The organism is Paraburkholderia lebeckiae, assembly GCF_014201005.1.
GTDB classification, from domain to species: domain Bacteria; phylum Pseudomonadota; class Gammaproteobacteria; order Burkholderiales; family Burkholderiaceae; genus Paraburkholderia; species Paraburkholderia tuberum.
In genome coordinates this window covers 375,965-393,502 of record NZ_JACHDK010000002.1, presented here as the reverse complement: position 1 = coordinate 393,502, position 17,538 = coordinate 375,965, and the positions used below count along the sequence as shown (strand labels likewise).

At 65.0% G+C, this 17,538-nt stretch carries 16 protein-coding genes and 1 pseudogene; 12 read left to right on the top strand and 5 right to left on the bottom strand.

Annotated features, from left to right (window positions below):
- Nucleotides 1-158: 158 nt before the first annotated feature.
- The 3 genes from HDG39_RS05080 to HDG39_RS05070 all read left to right on the top strand — a co-directional run bounded on the left by HDG39_RS05080 (nucleotide 159) and on the right by HDG39_RS05070 (nucleotide 2,053).
- A complete protein-coding gene (locus HDG39_RS05080; protein WP_184003759.1) occupies nucleotides 159-620 on the top strand; it encodes a DUF2946 domain-containing protein in 462 nt (153 codons plus the stop codon).
- Between the two features lie 109 nt (nucleotides 621-729).
- Entirely contained in the window at nucleotides 730-1,662 is a 933-nt protein-coding gene (locus tag HDG39_RS05075) for a hypothetical protein (protein ID WP_184003757.1), read from the top strand.
- A 19-nt stretch (nucleotides 1,663-1,681) separates the two neighbouring features.
- Nucleotides 1,682-2,053, top strand: coding sequence for a copper resistance CopC family protein (locus HDG39_RS05070; protein ID WP_184003755.1), 372 nt, complete (start codon nucleotides 1,682-1,684; stop codon nucleotides 2,051-2,053).
- A 43-nt stretch (nucleotides 2,054-2,096) separates the two neighbouring features.
- Here the strand turns inward: HDG39_RS05070 and HDG39_RS05065 are convergent, their stop codons facing one another.
- Nucleotides 2,097-2,984, bottom strand: coding sequence for a LysR family transcriptional regulator (locus HDG39_RS05065; RefSeq protein WP_184003753.1), 888 nt, complete (start codon nucleotides 2,982-2,984; stop codon nucleotides 2,097-2,099).
- Between the two features lie 132 nt (nucleotides 2,985-3,116).
- On the bottom strand, nucleotides 3,117-3,344 hold the full coding sequence (locus tag HDG39_RS05060; protein WP_184004210.1) for a hypothetical protein: 228 nt from the start codon (nucleotides 3,342-3,344) through the stop codon (nucleotides 3,117-3,119).
- A gap of 540 nt (nucleotides 3,345-3,884) precedes the next feature.
- Here HDG39_RS05060 and HDG39_RS05055 point away from each other — a divergent pair.
- Entirely contained in the window at nucleotides 3,885-4,631 is a 747-nt protein-coding gene (locus HDG39_RS05055) for a glucose 1-dehydrogenase (RefSeq protein ID WP_184003751.1), read from the top strand.
- A gap of 115 nt (nucleotides 4,632-4,746) precedes the next feature.
- Here HDG39_RS05055 and HDG39_RS05050 read toward each other — a convergent pair whose 3' ends face one another.
- Complete coding sequence (locus HDG39_RS05050; protein ID WP_184003749.1) at nucleotides 4,747-5,646, bottom strand: LysR substrate-binding domain-containing protein; 900 nt, start codon at nucleotides 5,644-5,646, stop codon at nucleotides 4,747-4,749.
- A gap of 118 nt (nucleotides 5,647-5,764) precedes the next feature.
- Here HDG39_RS05050 and HDG39_RS05045 point away from each other — a divergent pair, with 118 nt between their 5' ends.
- On the top strand, nucleotides 5,765-7,015 hold the full coding sequence (locus HDG39_RS05045; RefSeq protein ID WP_221305617.1) for a 2-aminoethylphosphonate--pyruvate transaminase: 1,251 nt from the start codon (nucleotides 5,765-5,767) through the stop codon (nucleotides 7,013-7,015).
- Between the two features lie 48 nt (nucleotides 7,016-7,063).
- Nucleotides 7,064-7,867, top strand: a complete 804-nt coding sequence (gene phnX, locus HDG39_RS05040) for a phosphonoacetaldehyde hydrolase (RefSeq protein ID WP_184003747.1) — start codon at nucleotides 7,064-7,066, stop codon at nucleotides 7,865-7,867.
- A 4-nt stretch (nucleotides 7,868-7,871) separates the two neighbouring features.
- On the opposite strand, the gene HDG39_RS05035 is transcribed toward phnX, so the two are convergent.
- A complete protein-coding gene (locus HDG39_RS05035; RefSeq protein ID WP_184003744.1) occupies nucleotides 7,872-8,801 on the bottom strand; it encodes a LysR family transcriptional regulator in 930 nt (309 codons plus the stop codon).
- Between the two features lie 41 nt (nucleotides 8,802-8,842).
- Nucleotides 8,843-9,097: pseudogene (locus HDG39_RS05030) on the bottom strand (cytosine deaminase); the annotation flags it as partial.
- A 345-nt stretch (nucleotides 9,098-9,442) separates the two neighbouring features.
- Here HDG39_RS05030 and argG point away from each other — a divergent pair.
- From argG to HDG39_RS05000, 6 genes are all read left to right on the top strand, one after another.
- Nucleotides 9,443-10,777, top strand: coding sequence for an argininosuccinate synthase (gene argG / locus HDG39_RS05025; RefSeq protein ID WP_184003742.1), 1,335 nt, complete (start codon nucleotides 9,443-9,445; stop codon nucleotides 10,775-10,777).
- Between the two features lie 179 nt (nucleotides 10,778-10,956).
- Nucleotides 10,957-11,988 (top strand): sensor domain-containing diguanylate cyclase, encoded by a 1,032-nt coding sequence (locus HDG39_RS05020; RefSeq protein WP_311665295.1) that lies wholly within the window; start codon nucleotides 10,957-10,959, stop codon nucleotides 11,986-11,988.
- Nucleotides 11,989-12,145: 157 nt separating this feature from the next.
- Nucleotides 12,146-13,681, top strand: coding sequence for an MltF family protein (locus tag HDG39_RS05015; protein ID WP_184003740.1), 1,536 nt, complete (start codon nucleotides 12,146-12,148; stop codon nucleotides 13,679-13,681).
- 118 nt (nucleotides 13,682-13,799) lie between these two features.
- Nucleotides 13,800-14,318 carry a RidA family protein gene (locus HDG39_RS05010; RefSeq protein ID WP_184003738.1) on the top strand — a complete coding sequence of 173 codons (519 nt, stop codon included), beginning with the start codon at nucleotides 13,800-13,802 and terminating at the stop codon, nucleotides 14,316-14,318.
- A gap of 332 nt (nucleotides 14,319-14,650) precedes the next feature.
- The gene (locus HDG39_RS05005; protein ID WP_311665299.1) at nucleotides 14,651-15,184 is read left to right on the top strand and encodes a BBE domain-containing protein; all 534 of its coding nucleotides are present in this window, start codon (nucleotides 14,651-14,653) and stop codon (nucleotides 15,182-15,184) included.
- 231 nt (nucleotides 15,185-15,415) lie between these two features.
- Nucleotides 15,416-17,512, top strand: a complete 2,097-nt coding sequence (locus HDG39_RS05000; protein ID WP_184004184.1) for a D-(-)-3-hydroxybutyrate oligomer hydrolase — start codon at nucleotides 15,416-15,418, stop codon at nucleotides 17,510-17,512.
- The last annotated feature ends 26 nt before the right edge of the window (nucleotides 17,513-17,538 follow it).

Below are 17,538 nucleotides of genomic sequence, written 5' to 3'. Positions count from 1 at the left end.
GCTTTGCCGTCGACGGTGCGCTCTATTGACCGGGCGCGCGGCGGTCGACGAAGCCTGCCACCCACGGCCGAGGAATAACGACGTACATGGCATAATTTGCCGCAAATCGCGGTCTGGCAGTAGTGGACTGCAAAAACTCGCGGCGTGGCGCTGAGCGCATGTTGAATCGTTGGCATCGGAAGATCGGCAGTTGGCTGGGATTGCTCGCGATCCTGCTGACGACGCTCGCGCCGACCATCTCGCAAACGCTCGCCGCCCATTATCGCGCCGACGCGATGATGGGCGGGCATTGCCAGATGACGTCGATGGACGACACGGCGTCGATGCCAGGCATGCGGATGCAGGACGACACGCCCGACACCGCCCGGCCCGCCGCCAACCCGCCCGGCGACTCCGCCACGCCTGCCAGCCATGCCGGCGCAAAGCACGCCCAGATGTCCGGCGATGCCTGCGGCTATTGCAGCCTGCTCGCGCATCTGCCAGTGATGCCGAGCGTCGGCATGCTGTTCGTCGCCGCCGTCCGTGCGCGCCAGCATACGGCCGCGGTGCGCTTCGACAGCGTGCGCCGCGTCGAACCGCTGAGCTTCGCGCAGCCACGCGCCCCGCCTTCCGTCTGCTGATCCGAATTCGTTACGACGCGATGCGCGAACCCGCATCGCGCCCGCTCGCGCGCGTCCGTTCGACGACGCGCGCTGGCCTCGTCTCAACCGATCAGACAGGATGCACCCGATGCACACACCAGCAATGCGCGGCGGCCGTCCGCCGCGCGCGGCGCCGCTCGTCGCGGCCGCCACCTATGTCGCCTACACCGCTTACGCCGCGTGCGGCGTCGTAGGCCTCATCGCCGCGCCGTCCATCGCGCACGCGCACGCGATCGCGGGCGATCGCGTGTTCCCCTCGACGCTCGCCGTCGACGACCCCGGCGTCGGCGACGAAGCCAACTTCGAGTACGGCCATCAGCGCGTGCCCGGCGACGACGGCGACCAGAGCATCAACACCTTCAGCTTCGAGTACGACAAGCTGATCACGCCGCGTCTGGCGGTGTCGATCGACGGCGGGTACGTGATGCAGAACAACCCGCGCGCGGCCGGCTTCGACAACTTCGGCGTCGGCCTCAAGTACCTGCTGTACGTGAACGAGCCGCACGAGCTGATGACGTCGATCGGCGTCGCTGCGGAGCTCGGCGGCACCGGCAGCCGCGCGATCGCCGACAACTTCTCGACGATCTCGCCGACCATCTACATCGGCAAGGGCATGGGCGATCTGCCCGCTTCGCTCGCGTATCTGCGCCCGGTCGCGGTCACGGCCGAGGCGGGCCCCGCGCTCACCACCGGCGCGGGCCAGCCGAACGCGTTCAACTACGGCTTTACCGTGCAGTACAGCCTGCCGTATCTGCAGCAGCATGTGCACGACGCGGGTTTGCCGCAGCCGTTCGCGAACCTGATTCCGCTCGTCGAGATTCCGCTGTCGCGCAGTCAGGGGCAGACGACCGGCACGGTCAATCCGGGCTTTATCTGGATCAATCGCTATGGACAGTTCGGCGTCGAAGCGCAGATTCCGATCAACCGCGCGAGCGGCTCGCACGTCGGCATTCTGGTGCAGGCGCACCTGTTCTTCGACGACATTGCGCCGACCACGCTCGGCAAGCCGCTGTTCCCTTAAGTAGCGCAGGAGAAAGACGATGAACAACAGCTTCAAACATCACGCGATGCGCGCGGCGGCACTGATCGCCGGCGTGACGCTCGCGAGCGCGGCGTTCGCGCATGTGTTTCCGCAGAAGCAGGAGCCGGGCGCGGGCGCATCGGTGGCCGCGCCCGCGCAGGTCAAGGTGACCTTCGACGGGCCGCTCGAACCGGCGTTCAGCTCGCTCACCGTCACCGATGCGAGCGGCAAGCAGGTCAGCACGCGGAAGTCCTCCGTCGATGCGCAGCAGCCCGCGGTGATGACGGTGCCGCTGCCGACGCTCGCGGCCGGGCACTACACCGTGCATTGGGTCGCGGTGGCGTCGGACGGACATCGAACGCATGGGGATTATGGGTTCGATGTGAAGTAGCGCGGTACGATGCGCCGCGTCGCCGTGCTCAGGCACGCGGCGCTCAGACGCGCTTGAACAATTGCCGCGCGAGCGAGCACATCAGCATCGTCGCCGGCGATTCGTCCTGCAGGCGCCGGCTCATGATGATCGGCGACGCGGCGCTTGCCGACGGAATCGGCCGGTACGCGACGCCATGCGCGCGCAAGCCCTCGACGCTCTCCGGCACGAGACACACGCCGACCTGCGCGGCGACCAGCCCCAGCGCGGTCTGCAACTCCCGCACTTCATGGATCGCTTTCGGCTCCAGCGCCTGATCGTGCATTGCCGAGATCTGCTGGTCCGCATAGCTCGGCCGCGGCGTGCTGGGATAGACGATCAGCGTTTCCTCGGCGAGCGCGGCAAGCGTCAGCGGCTTCTTTTGCCGCGCGAGTGGATGGTCCTGCGGCAATGCGGCGATCATCCGTTCCTCGACCAGCACTTCGCGCGCGAGTTGCGCATCGTCGAAGCGCAGCCGGCCGAAGCCGACGTCGATCCGGCCACCTTTGAGCGCGGCCAACTGCTCGATCGTGAACATCTCGATCAGCGACAGCTCGATGTGCGGCGCAGCCTCGCGAAACGAGCGGATCACCGCGGGCAGCGCGCCATACAGCGTCGACGGTACGAAACCGATCACGATGCGTTCCGCGAGTTGCGCGAGCCGGCGCGTGAGCGGCGCGAGTTCGTCGGCTTCATCGATCAGACGTTTCGCCTGCGTGTAGAAAATGCGGCCGGCTTCGGTGAGCCGCAACGGCCGCGAGCCGCGCTCGAACAGCGGCAGGCCGACACTTTGCTCGATCTGCTGGATCTGCCGCGACAGCGGCGGCTGTGTCATATGCAGACGATTGGCCGCCCGCGTGATGTTCATTTCCTCGGCGACCGCGATGAAGTAGCGAAGTTGGCGAAATTCCATGCATGCCTCTGAGGTGTGATGCGTCGGCAATTGGTGTTGCGTTGGTCTGCTGCGCGTTGGGCGCTGCCGGTTGCGGTACGGCTCTGCCGCCGCGGCGCTGCGCGAGGGCAACGAATGATAGCAACAGCGCCGCTAAATACCGGCCAGATGGCGCACGAGCGCCTTTTCCGCGCGCGGCAGCGCATTCAGCTCGCGCATGCTGTTGCCGTCGTTCGTCACCAACGTGTGGCAGCTGTTTGCGGGATCGGGCGTGCGCGCGCTCGTCGGACGCTTATGGCCGATGCTGGCGGGCATCGTACTCGGCACGCTGGTTGCGGCACCATTCATTGCTTTATCTGACTGCTCGGCCTCGGCGTTCAATTGATGGCGCGCGCATTCGTTTGAAAGACGTTGGGAGCAGCGGATAGCGGAGGAGGGAGATCGTGTGGCCCATTATTCTCGATACGCTCGGCGCGCTCGCGGTGCTCGCGAGCGTGGCCGCGCACATCGCGCTGCTGCTCGGCAGCGAACAAAAGCGCGGTGAATAAAAACGCTTTTAGTGTGTAGCGCCTGATCGAGGCGTCTGCCCGTACGAGTCTTGTGCGGTGCACGTCTGTGCTGCTGCGCGCCGCTCTTGCGGTCGGTCAGCGCGCGCTTCCGCGACGCCGACGCCGACGCCGCGGCGCAAGCCAAACATCATCAATCGACGTAAGCCACGTAAACGGGGCCATCGAGGTCTGATGCGAATCGATTGTTCGTCGGAAGCGGCGTATCAATTCGTCTCGAGCCGCTTTATCCGGCCTCGCGCCATGCCTAAATTAACGATCAGTGACAGCGCCACTGCATTTCCGGCTTTTAGCGGCGTGGGCCCCGCGACTCCTCGCGAGGCATGCCGGCGCGAACCATTGAAAGGACACGATGATGAGCAAGCTCACAGGCAAGGTAGCGGTTGTAACGGGTGCATCGAAAGGCATCGGAGCGGCGATTGCGAAGGCATTGGCGGCGCAAGGCGCGTCGGTCGTGGTGAACTATGCGTCGAGCCGCGCGGGCGCCGACAAGGTGGTCGCCGATATCACCGCGGCGGGCGGCAAGGCGGTCGCGGTTGGCGGTGACGTGTCGAAGGCCGCGGACGCGAACGGCATCATCGATACGGCGATTGAAACGTACGGGCGGCTCGACGTTCTCGTCAACAACTCGGGTGTCTATGAATTCGCGCCGCTCGAAGAGATCACCGAAGCGCATTTCCATAAGCACTTCGATGTCAACGTGCTCGGGCTGCTGCTCGTGACGCAGGCGGCGGCCAGGCATCTGGGCGAAGGCGGCAGCATCGTCAACGTGAGCTCGGTCGCGAGCCGCATCACGCCGCCGACCACCGCGGTCTACACGGCGACCAAGGGCGCGGTCGATGCGATCACCGGCGTGCTCGCGAAGGAACTCGGACCGCGCAAGATCCGCGTGAATTCGGTGAATCCGGGCATGGTCGAGACCGAGGGCACCCACAGCGCCGGCGTGATCGGCTCGGACTTCGAAACGTGGGTGGTCAGCACGACGCCGCTCGGCCGTATCGGCCAACCCGACGATATCGCCGATGTCGTCACGTTCCTCGCTTCGGACGATGCGCGCTGGATGACGGGCGAGAGCCTGATCGCGAGTGGCGGGTCGCGTTAAGTCTGAAGGGGTTGCCAACGCTCGTGGCAACCCGCGGAACGATTCGAGCGCGATAGCGGGCGGCGGGGCCGGCAGCATGAAGGCCACGCCGCTCCTTGCAGCGACGGCGCGCGAGCTACGCGCGTTGAACGTCGCCCCCCGAGACCTCTGTTTCGGCTCCCGGCAACTCCACCGCAAAAAACGCGTCGAGCAGATTCGAACCCGGCCGCTCGGCGAGCCGCGTCAGCGATTCGATCATCTGCACGCGGCAATCGAGCAGCGGCACCATCCGGATCCGCCGCGACTCGTTGAACTCCGCGCGCGCAATGACGCCGACGCCGATTCCCTGCGCGACCGCTTCCTCCAGCGCCTCGCGGCCATCCACGTACATGACCGGCTCGACTTGCAACGACTCGCGCACGAGCTCGATTTCGAGCAGTTGTTGGGTGACCGATTGCGGCTCGCGGAAGATCATCGGCTGTTCGACGAGCTCCGCGTAACTGAGCCGGCGCTTCTTCGCGGCCGGGTAGCTCGCCGGCACCATCGCGACCAGCGGATCGCGCCGCAACACGCGCGACCGCAAGCGGCTATGCACCTGCGGCGCGGCCGTGATCGCCGCGTCGACCGCGCTCGACAGCACGCGCTGCATGCACTCTGCCGCATTGGCGATCGACAGCGTGACGACGATGCCCGGGTGCCGCTGGCGAAACGCGCCGATCAGCGCGACGGCGAGATCGGGCGCATCGGCCGCGAGCGATAGCGAACCCGACTCCAGCCCGCCCGCTGATTCGAGCAGTTGGCGCGCGTCCCGCTCGCAACTGAGCATATGCCGCGTCACGCTGAACAGGCGCAGCCCGAGTTCGGTCGTCTCCACGCCGCGCGGCCCGCGCTCGAACAGCTTGACGCCGTAATCCTGTTCGAGCCGCCGCACGTGATCCGACACCGCCGGCTGCGTCAGCGACAACGCCTGCGCCGCTTTCGAAAAGCCGCCATGTTCCGCGACTGCATGGAACGCCCGCAATTGCGCGTATTGCACGTTTGCCTCGTCATCAAATAAGTTTTTGCGATACCGTCATCGATTATATCGATTTTGCCGATGGACAACGCTTCTGTATCGTGTCAGCTATCGACATAGCGATATCGGAGTTGCGGACATGGAAAGCGCGATCGGCGGTTCGGCGGCGGCATTGGCCGTGGCAGCCGCGGCAACTTCGACCCGTTGCACCACACCCTGCGCCGCGCCGGCTGGCGGCGAGCCTTATCTGCTGACGCCGGGCCCGCTGACCACTGCACTATCGACCAAACAGGCGATGCTGCGCGACTGGGGCTCGTGGGACGGCGACTTCCGCGCGATGACCGCCGAGTTGCGCGCGAGCCTGCTGGAGATCGCCGGCGATACCGCGGGCGACTACGACTGCGTGCCGCTGCAGGGCAGCGGCAGCTACTGCGTCGAAGCGATGCTCGGCAGCCTGATTCCGCGCGACGGCCACGCGCTCGTGCTGGCGAACGGCGCGTACGGCAAGCGCGCGGCGACCACGCTCGGCTATCTCGGCCGCGCCTGCACACTGCTCGACAAGGGCGACTACCTGCCGCCGCGCGGCCTCGAAGTCGAGCGCATGCTTGCCGCCGATCCGTCGATCACGCACGTGGTCGCGATCCATTGCGAAACGAGCTCGGGCATCCTCAATCCGCTCGATGAGATTGCAGCCGCGGCCGCCAGGCACGGTCGCAAACTGCTGATCGATTCGATGAGCGCCTTCGGCGCGGTGCCGCTCGACGTGCGGCAGATCGCGTGCGAGGCGTTCGTGTCGTCGGCGAACAAGTGTATCGAGGGCGTGCCGGGTTTCGGCTTCGTGATCGCGCGCAAGAGCGCCCTGCGCGAAGCGAAAGGCCGCAGCCATTCGCTCGCGCTCGATCTCTACGATCAATGGGACGTGATGAATCGCACGGGCCAGTGGCGCTTCACACCGCCCACGCATACGGTGGCCGCGTTCTTCGAGGCGCTGCGTCTGCACCGGCTCGAAGGCGGGCAGCCCGCGCGGCTCGCGCGCTACGCCAACAATCGCGACGTACTGGTGGCCGGCATGCACGGGCTTGGCTTCGAGCCGTTGCTCAACGGGCGCTGGCGCTCGCCGATCATCGTGACGTTTTTTTCGCCGGCGCATCCGTCGTTCGAGTTCGCGCGCTTCTATGAACTGATGAAGGAGCAGGGCTTCATCATCTATCCGGGCAAGCTGACGGTGGTCGACAGTTTCCGCATCGGCTGCATCGGTCAGGTCGACGAGCAGGTGATGCGACGCGTGGTCGATGCCTGCGCGCAAGCGCTGCGCACGATGGGCGTCACGCACGCGGGGCCGCCGCCCGCCGCGCTCGACGAACGCAAGGCGCTCGCGCAGGCGGCCTGAGTCGCGACAGCAAACCCAATACATTCGGATTCCTGGGGATTCAAGCAGATGAAACACGTGAAGGCAGTGATTTTCGATTGGGCCGGCACGGTGGTCGACTACGGTTCACGCGCGCCGATGGCCGCCTTCGTCGAGACCTTCGAGCAGTTCGGCGTGCCGATCACGATCGACGAAGCGCGCGGCCCGATGGGCATGGCCAAGCGGCCGCACATCGCGGCGCTGATGGCGCTGCCGCGCGTCGCGCAGGCTTGGGCCGAGCGCCACGGCCACACGCCGAACGACGCCGATATCGACGCCGTGTACGACGTGTTCGTGCCGAAGAACGTCGCGGTCGCGGCGAGCTATAGCGCGGTGATCCCGGGCGTCGCCGAAGTCGCGAGCGCATTGCGTCAGAACGAAATCCGCATCGGCACGACGACCGGCTATACCCGCGAGATCATCGACGAAATCGTACCGGGCGCGGCCGCGCAGGGCTTTGCGCCAGACAGCATCGTGTGCACCGGCGATACGCCGGAAGGGCGGCCGTCACCGTACATGATCTACCGGACGCTGCCGGAACTCGGCGTGTGGCGCGCGAAAGAGGCGATCAAGGTCGACGACACCGAGGTCGGCATCGAAGAAGGCATCAACGCCGGCACGTGGGCGGTCGGCGTCGCGGTGAGCGGCAACGCATTCGGCATGAGCGAGGCGGAGGTGAAGGCGTTGCCGGCCGACGAATTCGCCGCGCGCCGCAACGCCGCGACGGCCAGGCTGAAGGCGGCGGGCGCGCATTACGTGATCGACAGCGTCGCGGATCTGATGCCGGTCGTGTACGACATCGACGCGCGGCTCGCGCGCGGCGAACGGCCTTGAAGCGTCACTTGAAGAAACCGACCGCGAGATCGATGAACTCGCGCACCTTGCGCGGCACGAACTCGCGGCTCGGATACACCAGCGACACGGCCACGTCGCCATTGAGCACCGCATAGCCGTCGAGCACGCGCACTAGCGTGCCGGCGCGCAACTCGTCCTCGACCATTTCGAGCGGCAGCAGCGCGATGCCCATCGCGCCCAGCGCGGCCTGCTTCTGCATGATCATGCTGTTGACCGTGAACGATGCATCGATGGCGATGCTCTCGCCGCTGTCGTCGCCGTCCTCGCTCGCGCTTTCGGCATCGCCGTCGCCCTTGCGGAAGATCCACGTCGGGCCGGTCGTGTCGAACGGCGCGGCAATCAGCCGATGCCCGTCCAGTTCGGTCGGCGTTTGCGGATGACCGGCCTGCGCGAGATACGCGCCCGCTGCCACCGGCACCGCGTGCGAGTTGATCAGACGCCGCACCACCAGCGACTCCGAGCGGATCATATGCTCGGTCACGATGCCGACATCGAAGCCGCCTTCGAGCAGATCGACCCGTTTTTCCGTCAGCGTGACGCGCAGGTTGACTTGCGGAAAGCGCGCCTGATATTCGGCGAACAGCGGCGTTAGCCGAAACAGCGAAAAACTGCCGAGCGCGACGATGCGCAGGTCGCCGGCCACGTCGCGCGACGCGGTGGTCGCGCGCGACTCCACTTCCTCCAGTTCGGCGAGCAGCACGCGGCAACCGTCCGCGTATTGCGCGCCGGCCTCGGTCAGCACGACCTTGCGCGTGGTGCGCTGAAACAGGCGAATGCCGAGATGCTGTTCGAGGCTCGACACGTGACGCGTGACGACCGACGTCGACACGTTCAGTTGCGCGGCGGCCTGCGCGAAGCTGCCGACATCGGCCACCTTGACGAAGGCCTGCATGGCCTGAAAAAGATTGATCATTCGAGTCCAAAAAACGTCTTTGTTGTAGCGGACGGCGTGGCGCATGCGCGCGCGGCGGTGCCGCTGACGCAATCGAACGCGAGCGCGAGATCGTCGTCGCGGCGGAGGCCGTAGCGCATCGCGATCAGCATTGCCCGTTCCAGCATGTCGGGCGAGCCGTATGGCGTCCACGTGTCGCGAATTCCGTCGTTGCCGCCGAACAGCGTGACGCCGTGCGCGAGGCAAGCCGTGAGCGGCGGTACCGGCACCGACGGCGGTGCGCTCGTCAACAGCGCGACGCGCTGCTCGGCGATACGCACTTTGGTGACCAGCGAGGCGTTCGTCGTGGGGCGCGGGGTGGTCGTGGTCATGGGCGGCGGGCAAGGGGAATGAACGGGGTGAACGGCCGGTGCGTTGACGCAATCCGCGATGCTACCCTTAGACGATAATAAATTCGCCCCCGTTACGGCAAATACAGCGTGAATCAAGCCGGATATTCGGCGCGGCGAGATTGCGGCGCGAGGCCGCGCCGACCGGCAAAATCCAAGGCCGGACGGCGGTTCACGGTATACTCCCGCGTAACTTGCCTGATCGCCAGGCTTGCCCGATACTCAGCTGTTACCCCCAAAATCTCCCCGTACGTCGAGTTAACGCTACTGCTTATGAGTACAATCCTTGAAAGTCTTCCGATCGGCCAGAAGGTCGGTATCGCGTTTTCCGGCGGCCTCGACACTAGCGCCGCGCTGCACTGGATGCGCAAGAAGGGCGCCGTGCCGTACGCCTACACGGCCAACCTCGGTCAGCCCGACGAAGACGATTACGATTCGATCCCGCGTCGCGCCACGCAATATGGCGCCGAAGGCGCGCGCCTGATCGACTGCCGCGCGCAGCTGGTCTCGGAAGGCATCGCGGCGCTGCAGTGCGGCGCGTTTCATATCTCGACGGCGGGCGTCACCTACTTCAACACGACGCCGATCGGCCGTGCCGTGACCGGCACGATGCTGGTTGCCGCGATGAAGGAAGACGGCGTCAACATCTGGGGCGACGGCAGCACGTACAAGGGTAACGACATCGAGCGTTTCTACCGCTACGGTCTGCTCGTGAACCCGGACCTGAAGATCTACAAGCCGTGGCTCGACCAGCTGTTCATCGACGAACTGGGCGGTCGTTCTGAAATGTCGGAATTCATGCGCCAGTCGGGCTTCGACTACAAGATGTCGGCCGAAAAGGCGTATTCGACCGACTCGAACCTGCTCGGCGCGACGCACGAAGCGAAGGATCTCGAAAGCCTCGAGTCCGGCATCAAGATTGTGAACCCGATCATGGGCGTCGCGTTCTGGCGCGACGACGTGCAGATCGCGAAGGAAGAAGTGACGGTCCGCTTCGAGGAAGGCCAGCCGGTCGCGCTGAACGGCCAGACGTTCCCGAACGCGGTCGAGCTGCTGCTCGAAGCGAACCGGATCGGCGGCCGTCACGGTCTCGGCATGAGCGATCAGATCGAGAACCGCATCATCGAGGCGAAGAGCCGCGGCATCTATGAAGCCCCCGGCCTCGCGCTGCTCAACATCGCATACGAGCGTCTCGTCACCGGCATCCACAACGAAGACACGATCGAGCAGTTCCGCGAGAACGGCCGCCGCCTCGGCCGTCTGCTGTACCAGGGCCGCTGGTTCGATCCGCAGGCGATCATGCTGCGCGAAACCGCGCAGCGCTGGGTCGCGCGCGCGATCACCGGCGAAGTGACCGTCGAGCTGCGCCGCGGCAACGACTACTCGATCCTCAGCACGAAGTCGCCGAACCTCACGTATCAGCCCGAGCGTCTGTCGATGGAAAAGGTCGCATCGACGTTCTCGCCGCGCGACCGCATCGGCCAGCTGACGATGCGCAACCTCGACATCACCGACACGCGCGACAAGCTGCGCATCTACTCGCAGGTGGGCCTGCTGTCGTCGAACGAGACTTCGGCGCTGCCGCAGGTGAAGGGCGACAAGGAGTAAAGCGGCGCGTCTGATTACCTGAACGTCGCATCGATCGATGGGCCGGCTCGCGAGAGCCGGCCCATTTTCTTTGGGGCTCCCGGAGGCGCTCCGGCGCTTGGGCGCGATCCCACGTTCTGTGCTCAAGTTTCGCGTGCCTATGCCGTTGACATAAGCTAAGCCCATTCTGGAACCCTTCCGTGCAACTCGCTCACAGTAACGACCGCCTCGCCAGCCGGATGCCAGTCGACTCGACCGCCGCCGGCGAACCCGAGGTCGAGTCTTCGGTCATCGAGTGGCTGTTGCACGACGACCAGGTGATGCGCGAGTGCTTCACGCATGCGGCGGAGATTCTGAAGAGCGTGACCGGCGCGGCAATTACCGCGATCGTGCTGCTCGACGAGGAGCATCAGCACTATCGCGCCGAGGTCGGCATGGCGATGCCGCTCGTCACGCGTGCGCGCTCGCTCGCCGACTACGCGGTGCGCGATGCCGACCTGTTCGTGATCGAGGATGCGCACAACGACAGCCGCTTCGGCGAATGCATGCTCGTCAAGCGTCATCCGTTCGTGCGCTTTTACGCGGCGATCGCGTTGCGCGCGCCGAACGGCGAGATCGTCGGCGCGCTGTGCGCGATGGACCCGGCGCCGGGTCGGCTCGACGCGGGCCGGCGCGGCGTGTTTTACCACCTGCGCGCGATGATCGAAAACGATCTGAAGATGCGCACGGCCACCGCGATCGATCCGCTCACCCAGTTGTACAACCGGCGCTTTCTGCTCGAAACCATCGCGCGCCGCTGGAAGGAGGCGCGCGACGGCGACGTGATGGGCTCGGTGGTCGTCGACGTCGACTGGTTCAAGCAGTACAACGACACCTACGGTCATCAGGCCGGCGATCACTGTCTGTGTCTGGTCGCCTCCGTGATGCAGGCCGCCGCCGACAGCGAGCGCATCGTGGTCGGGCGCATGGGCGGCGAGGAGTTCGGAATGCTGATTCTCGAAGCGCAACCTTCGGTGCTCGAAGACACGCTCGAAACGCTGCGCCAGCGCGTGGCGGACCTCGCGATCGAGCATCGCGCTTCGCCGCTTGGGGTGGTGACAGTCAGCATTGGCGCGTCGCTCACGCTTATCAGCGATCTGTCGCGACCCGCGCATCGCGACGGTTTCGCGAGCGCTGACCGTGCGTTGTATCGCTCGAAGCATAAAGGACGAAATCTCGTGACGATGGCGTAGTGGGCGTTGGCGATTACGTCGGTACGGCTCTATCTTCAGTCATGGCGCATTGCTTATAGGACCATCGTCCCATTTTCACCTGTTGCCATCGTGGCAATATGGATGCGCGTAGTGAACGTCGACGCAGTCGCCGGGTGCGACAGCAGGGTGTTTTACGATGCGCATCATTCAAACGTTGCTGTACATCGCGGCGTTCTGCTCAGGCATGATCGTCGGCCCCGCGGCGTGCGTCGCCGCCCAAAGTGTCGCCGCGCAGCCGGCCGCCTCGTCGGCCCTCCCGGCATCCCCAACCGCCGCGGCGTCGGCTCCCGCAGCGCGCCGGATCGATCTCGGCAATCAACCGTTCACGGGCGATTTCGATGCCATGCTCGACCGGCGTCTGATCCGCGTGCTGGTTCCCTACAGTCGAACGCTCTATCTGAATGAGCAAGGTCACGAACGTGGGCTGACCGCTGGTCTCATGCGGGACTTCGAGCGTTATGTGAACAAGAAGTACCGGGCGACGCTCGGCAAGCGTCCGCTCACCCTGGTCATCATTCCGACGACTCGCGACCAGTTGCTCCCGGGGCTGATAGCGGGCCGGGGCGACATCGCCGCGGGCAATCTGACGGTCACGGAGGCCCGCCTGAAGCAGGTCGACTTCGTGGCGCCGCGTGACCGGACAGCAGTACGCGAAGTGGTCGTGACCGGGCCGAAGTCGCCGGCCCTCGCGAAGCTCGACGATCTCAGCGGTAAGACGGTCCATGTGCGGCCCAGCAGCAGCTATTACGAGAGCCTGAACGCGTTGAACGCGCGTTTTGGCAAGGAAGGCAAAGCTCCGGTGAAACTCGTGCCGCTGCCCGACGCGCTCGAGGACGAGGACGCGATGGAGATGCTCAATGTCGGGCTGCTCCAGATCCTTGTCGTGGACGACTGGAAGGCAAAGGTATGGGCGCCGGTACTGGCTGGAATCGTCGTGCACAAAGATATTTCGGTGCGCGACGCAGGCTACGTCGGCTGGGCGGTGCGCTTCAAGAGCCCCAAACTGCAGGAGGCGATCAACGACTTCTACCTGAATTACGTGAAGAAGCAGAGTGTCGCGGAAGTCCGTCTGCAGCAGGAAATGAAGCGCATCAAGCAGATCTCCAACAATACGGAGTCAGCGGAGCTGAAGCGGTTCAGGCAGACGGTCGGTCTTTTCGAAAAATACGGTGCGCAGTACCGCTTCGATCCGCTTTTGCTTGCGGCTCAGGGCTATCAGGAATCCCAGCTGAACCAGAGCGCCCGCAGTCACGTTGGCGCAATCGGGATCATGCAGCTGATGCCAGCCACGGGGAAGGAACTTGCGGTTGGCGACATCAGGGTGGCGGAGTCCAACGTACATGCGGGAGCGAAATATCTCGATGTGCTGATGGCCCGTTACTTTCCCGATGCTCATTTCTCGGAACGGGACCGCTCGCTGTTCGCATTCGCAAGCTACAACGCAGGACCCGCAAACATCGCAAGAATGCGCAAGGAAGCGGCGGCGCGGGGTCTCGATCCCAACAAGTGGTTCAACAATGTCGAAATCGTAGTCGCCGAGAAAATCGGCATCGAGCCAACGACGTACGTGCGCAATGTCTTTAAATATTACGTTGCGTACCGGCTCGTCCAGGAGGCCGAGGCTGCACGCGCTCGCGCTATCGGGCAGATGCGCAAGCAGGGCGGAACGTGAGGGAAGCGGGCATCTGAAAGCGCTGTCACCGCAGCGACGTGCCGCAGCCACACTGCTGCGCGATCATCGAGGCGCGCGCGCGAATAAACGCCGTCGGGCTTTCACGTGGAGTCTGAATATGTCGACCGTTGAAGATCGCTTGCACGCACTTGGCTACGTCTTGCCGGAACCGTTGCGGCTTCCTCCAGGCCTGACGCTTCCGTTCCCATGGGTACGGGTAGTCGGCAACAGGGCTTGCATCTCGGGCCATGGACCGACCAACGCGGACGGCTCGCTGGCCGAGCCACTTGGCAAGGTGGGCAGTCAGGTTTCGCAGGAGCAGGCCTTCGTGGCGGCGCGTCTCACCGCGCTCGCTATTCTGGGCAGCCTCAAGCGCGAGCTCGGAAGTCTGGAGCGCATCGCCTGTTGGACGAGGGTGTTCGGCATGGTCAACTCGGCACCAGGGTTCAACCGACAGCCCGCGGTGATCAACGGCTTTTCGGAACTGATACTCGCTGTCTTTGGCGAGGAGCGCGGCGTTCACGCTCGCAGCGCGGTGGGACTGGCCGAGCTTCCCTTCAGCATTCCCGTGGAGATCGAGGCTGAAGTCGAACTTTTTCCACGAGACGCTCGAGCGATTGCATCGAGCGAGGCGTGAGCCCGTGCCGCCACCGCTGTCGCGAGCGATCGTCTGAGAAATGGAAACGATCAGGTTTCAGCGTGGAGGAGCGCCATGGTGAAGCGCCGTGATGTGATCAGGTGGCTTGCGGTCGTTCCGCTGGGTCAGTCAATCGGGCCGTTGCTTCGGCCTGGTGCCGCTCAGGCTGCGGAGGTCCCGCGACGCGTACGACCGGGCGAACCGGGATGGCCCACGCCTTCGGACTGGGCGCGACTGAAACAGCAGGTGGATGGCTACCTGATCCGACCGGAGTCACCGCTCGACCTCTGTCGTGAATCTCCCGACAATCGAATCTCGCCGAGGCCGGTCATGTGATCCACGGCTTCGACTCGCTTTGGTTGCCTGCAGCAATGCTGGCGCGCGAACGCCAACCCGAACTCGTCGACGCGCTGATGGGCGCTACGCGCTACTGGCTGGTCGAACTTCATTTTCAGAAAGGGCTCGCCGGCGCCCCTGCCGATGTCATTGCCGCCGGCCTGCAAACCCCAGTCAATCCAGTCGTGGCGGAGTCGTTCGCATTGGCAATCGTCGCGAGCGAGAAGCCACCGGCATTCGACGGACTGACAGGTCACCAACCCGATGTTTCGAAGGCACAGCGAGATACGAAGCTCATCGGATTGGCCATCAACGAACTCGGGAAAGTCGCAACGGCCGGTGGCGCATACGTCGCCGAGAGCAGCTATTTCCAGAAGGACTGGCAAGCGGCATATTGGGGGGCCAACTATGCGCGTTTGCTGTCGATCAAGCAGCGTTACGACCCGCACGGAGTTTTCTTCGTTCGCCACGGTGTCGGCTCCGAAGACTGGAGCGCCGACGGGTTCACCCGCATGGCCGATTCCGACTAGCCGGCCGGCTGTTTCGCCCGAATCCTGATGCTCGTTATGTAAGGGTATGACCGTGTATTGACTCCAGAGAGAGGTCAATGCACGCTAGCGATGCATCGGTATCCGAAGCATCTCGTTCTAGCGAACCAGATGGAGCGGGGTCGGCAACAAGTTGGGTACCGTTGCCAATACAACGTCGTATAAATGACGGAGACAGAACAGATGACAACACCGAAAAAAATCCCGGCGGCCATGCGCAACTCTTGGAGGCTCGGTACCGCCGCGACCGTGATGGCGTCCGCAATCGTGCTGGCGGCCTGTGGCAGCGGCAACGACGGGCTGCAACCGCCGCCGCCGAGCAACGTGCTGCCTGGCTTCATCAAAAGCGCGGTGACGACGAAATCTTATGACGGCAACAGCGACGATCTGCTGACCGCGGGCCTCGGCAAGACCGGCCTCGCATCGGCGACGGCGCCGGCCATCGCGAATGCGGCGCAACCTACGGCCGCCGAATTGCGGCGTCTCGCGATCTGGTCGAACTATCGGGCGCTCGTCGACATGACGGCGAACGGCGGCTATGGACGCTTCTGGGGGCCCAACGTCGACCTGAACGGCAACGACACGCTCGGCGAAGGCAAGATCGCGGGCAAGGAATACCTCGCCTATGCCGATGACGGCAGCGGCGCGCAGAACGTTAGCCTGCTCGTGCAGATTCCCACGAGCTTCAATCCGGACCAACCGTGCATCGTCACCGCGACGTCGTCCGGTTCGCGCGGCGTGTACGGCGCGATTTCGGCGGCCGGCGAGTGGGGCCTGAAGCGCGGCTGCGCGGTGGCCTACACCGACAAGGGCAGCGGCAACGGCGCGCACGAGCTGTCGACGAATCGCGTGACGCTGATCGACGGCACGTTGCAGGATGCGACCGCCGCGGGCACGGCGAGCCTCTTCACAGCGAAGCTCGGCAGCAGCACGCTGGCGGCGTTCAACGCGCAGTTCCCGAACCGCTATGCGTTCAAGCATGCGCACTCGCAACAGAACCCCGAGCAGGACTGGGGCAAGAATACGTTGCAGGCGATCCAGTTCGCGTATTGGGCGCTCAACGATTCGTACGGCGCGTTGAATGGCTCGACGCGCACGGTGCGCTATGCGAGCGGCAGCATCACGACGATCGCCGCGTCGGTCAGCAACGGCGGCGGCGCGTCGCTCGCGGCGGCAGAGCAGGACACGTCGGGTCTCATCACGGCAGTGGTGGTCGGCGAGCCGCAGATCAATCTGCGGCTTGCGCCGCAGGTATCGGTCGCGCAGGGCGGCGTGCCGGTCGGCGCGTTCGGCAAACCGCTCGCCGATTACATGACGCTCGCGAACCTGCTGCAGCCGTGCGCCGCGCTCGCGCCCGCCGCGACCGGCGCGCCGTATCTGAGCGCGCTGCCGAGCGCGACCACCACCGCGCTGCGCACCGCGCGTTGCACGTCGCTCGCGGCGGCCGGCGTGATCGCGGGAACGGATACGGTCACGCAGGCCACCAATGCGCTCGCGCTGCTGCATCAGAACGGCTATCAGACCGACTCGGACCTGCTGCAAGCGCCGATGTGGGACTCGCAGGCGGTGCCGGCCGTCGCCGTGACCTATGCGAATGCGTATGCGCGCGCAAGTGTCGCCGACAACCTGTGCGACTTCAGCTTCGGCACCACCAGCGCAGCTGGCGCAGCCGGCGTGACGCCGGCGGTGTCGCCGATGCTGACGGTGTTCGGCAACGGCAACGGCGTGCCGCCGACCAATGGCATCAACCTCGTCTACAACGCGGGCGCCTCCGGCGCGGTCGATCATCGGCTCGCGACCGCCGATGCGAGCTACGCGGGCGCCGCATGCCTGCGCGCGCGGTGGACAAGCGGTTCGTTGAATGCGAGCGTCGATGCAATTCGCGTGAATGCGAATCTGCATGGCAAGCCCACCATCGTCGTGCAAGGACGCGCGGACGCGCTGGTGCCGATCAATCACGCGTCACGGCCGTATCTCGGATTGAATCAGGTGGCCGAGGGCGGCGCGAGCAGGCTGGCGCTGTACGAAGTCACGAACGCTCAGCACTTTGACGCGTTCCTCGGCGTCGCCGGTTTCGATACGCGTTTCGTGCCGTTGCATTACTACAATCTTCAGGCGCTCAATCTGATGTGGGCTCATCTGAAGAACGGCACGCCGTTGCCGCCGTCGCAGGTGATCCACACGATACCGCGCGGCGGCGTGCCGGGAGCCGCACCGGCGCTGACCACGGCCAACCTGCCGGCGATCGCGGCGAGCCCGGGTGTCAATGCGATTTCCGCAACGAATGGCGCCGTGAACGTGCCGAATTGAGCGGCGCGTGCTGAAGCAATGCGCGC

Coding starts and splice junctions, on each gene's coding strand:
- HDG39_RS05080 (WP_184003759.1), top strand. CDS start 159: ATGTTGAATCGTTGGCATCGGAAGATCGGCAGTTGGCTGGGATTGCTC.
- HDG39_RS05035 (WP_184003744.1), bottom strand. CDS start 8,801: ATGATCAATCTTTTTCAGGCCATGCAGGCCTTCGTCAAGGTGGCCGAT.
- HDG39_RS05055 (WP_184003751.1), top strand. CDS start 3,885: ATGAGCAAGCTCACAGGCAAGGTAGCGGTTGTAACGGGTGCATCGAAA.
- HDG39_RS05075 (WP_184003757.1), top strand. CDS start 730: ATGCACACACCAGCAATGCGCGGCGGCCGTCCGCCGCGCGCGGCGCCG.
- HDG39_RS05015 (WP_184003740.1), top strand. CDS start 12,146: ATGCGCATCATTCAAACGTTGCTGTACATCGCGGCGTTCTGCTCAGGC.
- HDG39_RS05065 (WP_184003753.1), bottom strand. CDS start 2,984: ATGGAATTTCGCCAACTTCGCTACTTCATCGCGGTCGCCGAGGAAATG.
- HDG39_RS05010 (WP_184003738.1), top strand. CDS start 13,800: ATGTCGACCGTTGAAGATCGCTTGCACGCACTTGGCTACGTCTTGCCG.
- phnX (WP_184003747.1), top strand. CDS start 7,064: ATGAAACACGTGAAGGCAGTGATTTTCGATTGGGCCGGCACGGTGGTC.
- argG (WP_184003742.1), top strand. CDS start 9,443: ATGAGTACAATCCTTGAAAGTCTTCCGATCGGCCAGAAGGTCGGTATC.
- HDG39_RS05045 (WP_221305617.1), top strand. CDS start 5,765: ATGGAAAGCGCGATCGGCGGTTCGGCGGCGGCATTGGCCGTGGCAGCC.
- HDG39_RS05000 (WP_184004184.1), top strand. CDS start 15,416: ATGCGCAACTCTTGGAGGCTCGGTACCGCCGCGACCGTGATGGCGTCC.
- HDG39_RS05070 (WP_184003755.1), top strand. CDS start 1,682: ATGAACAACAGCTTCAAACATCACGCGATGCGCGCGGCGGCACTGATC.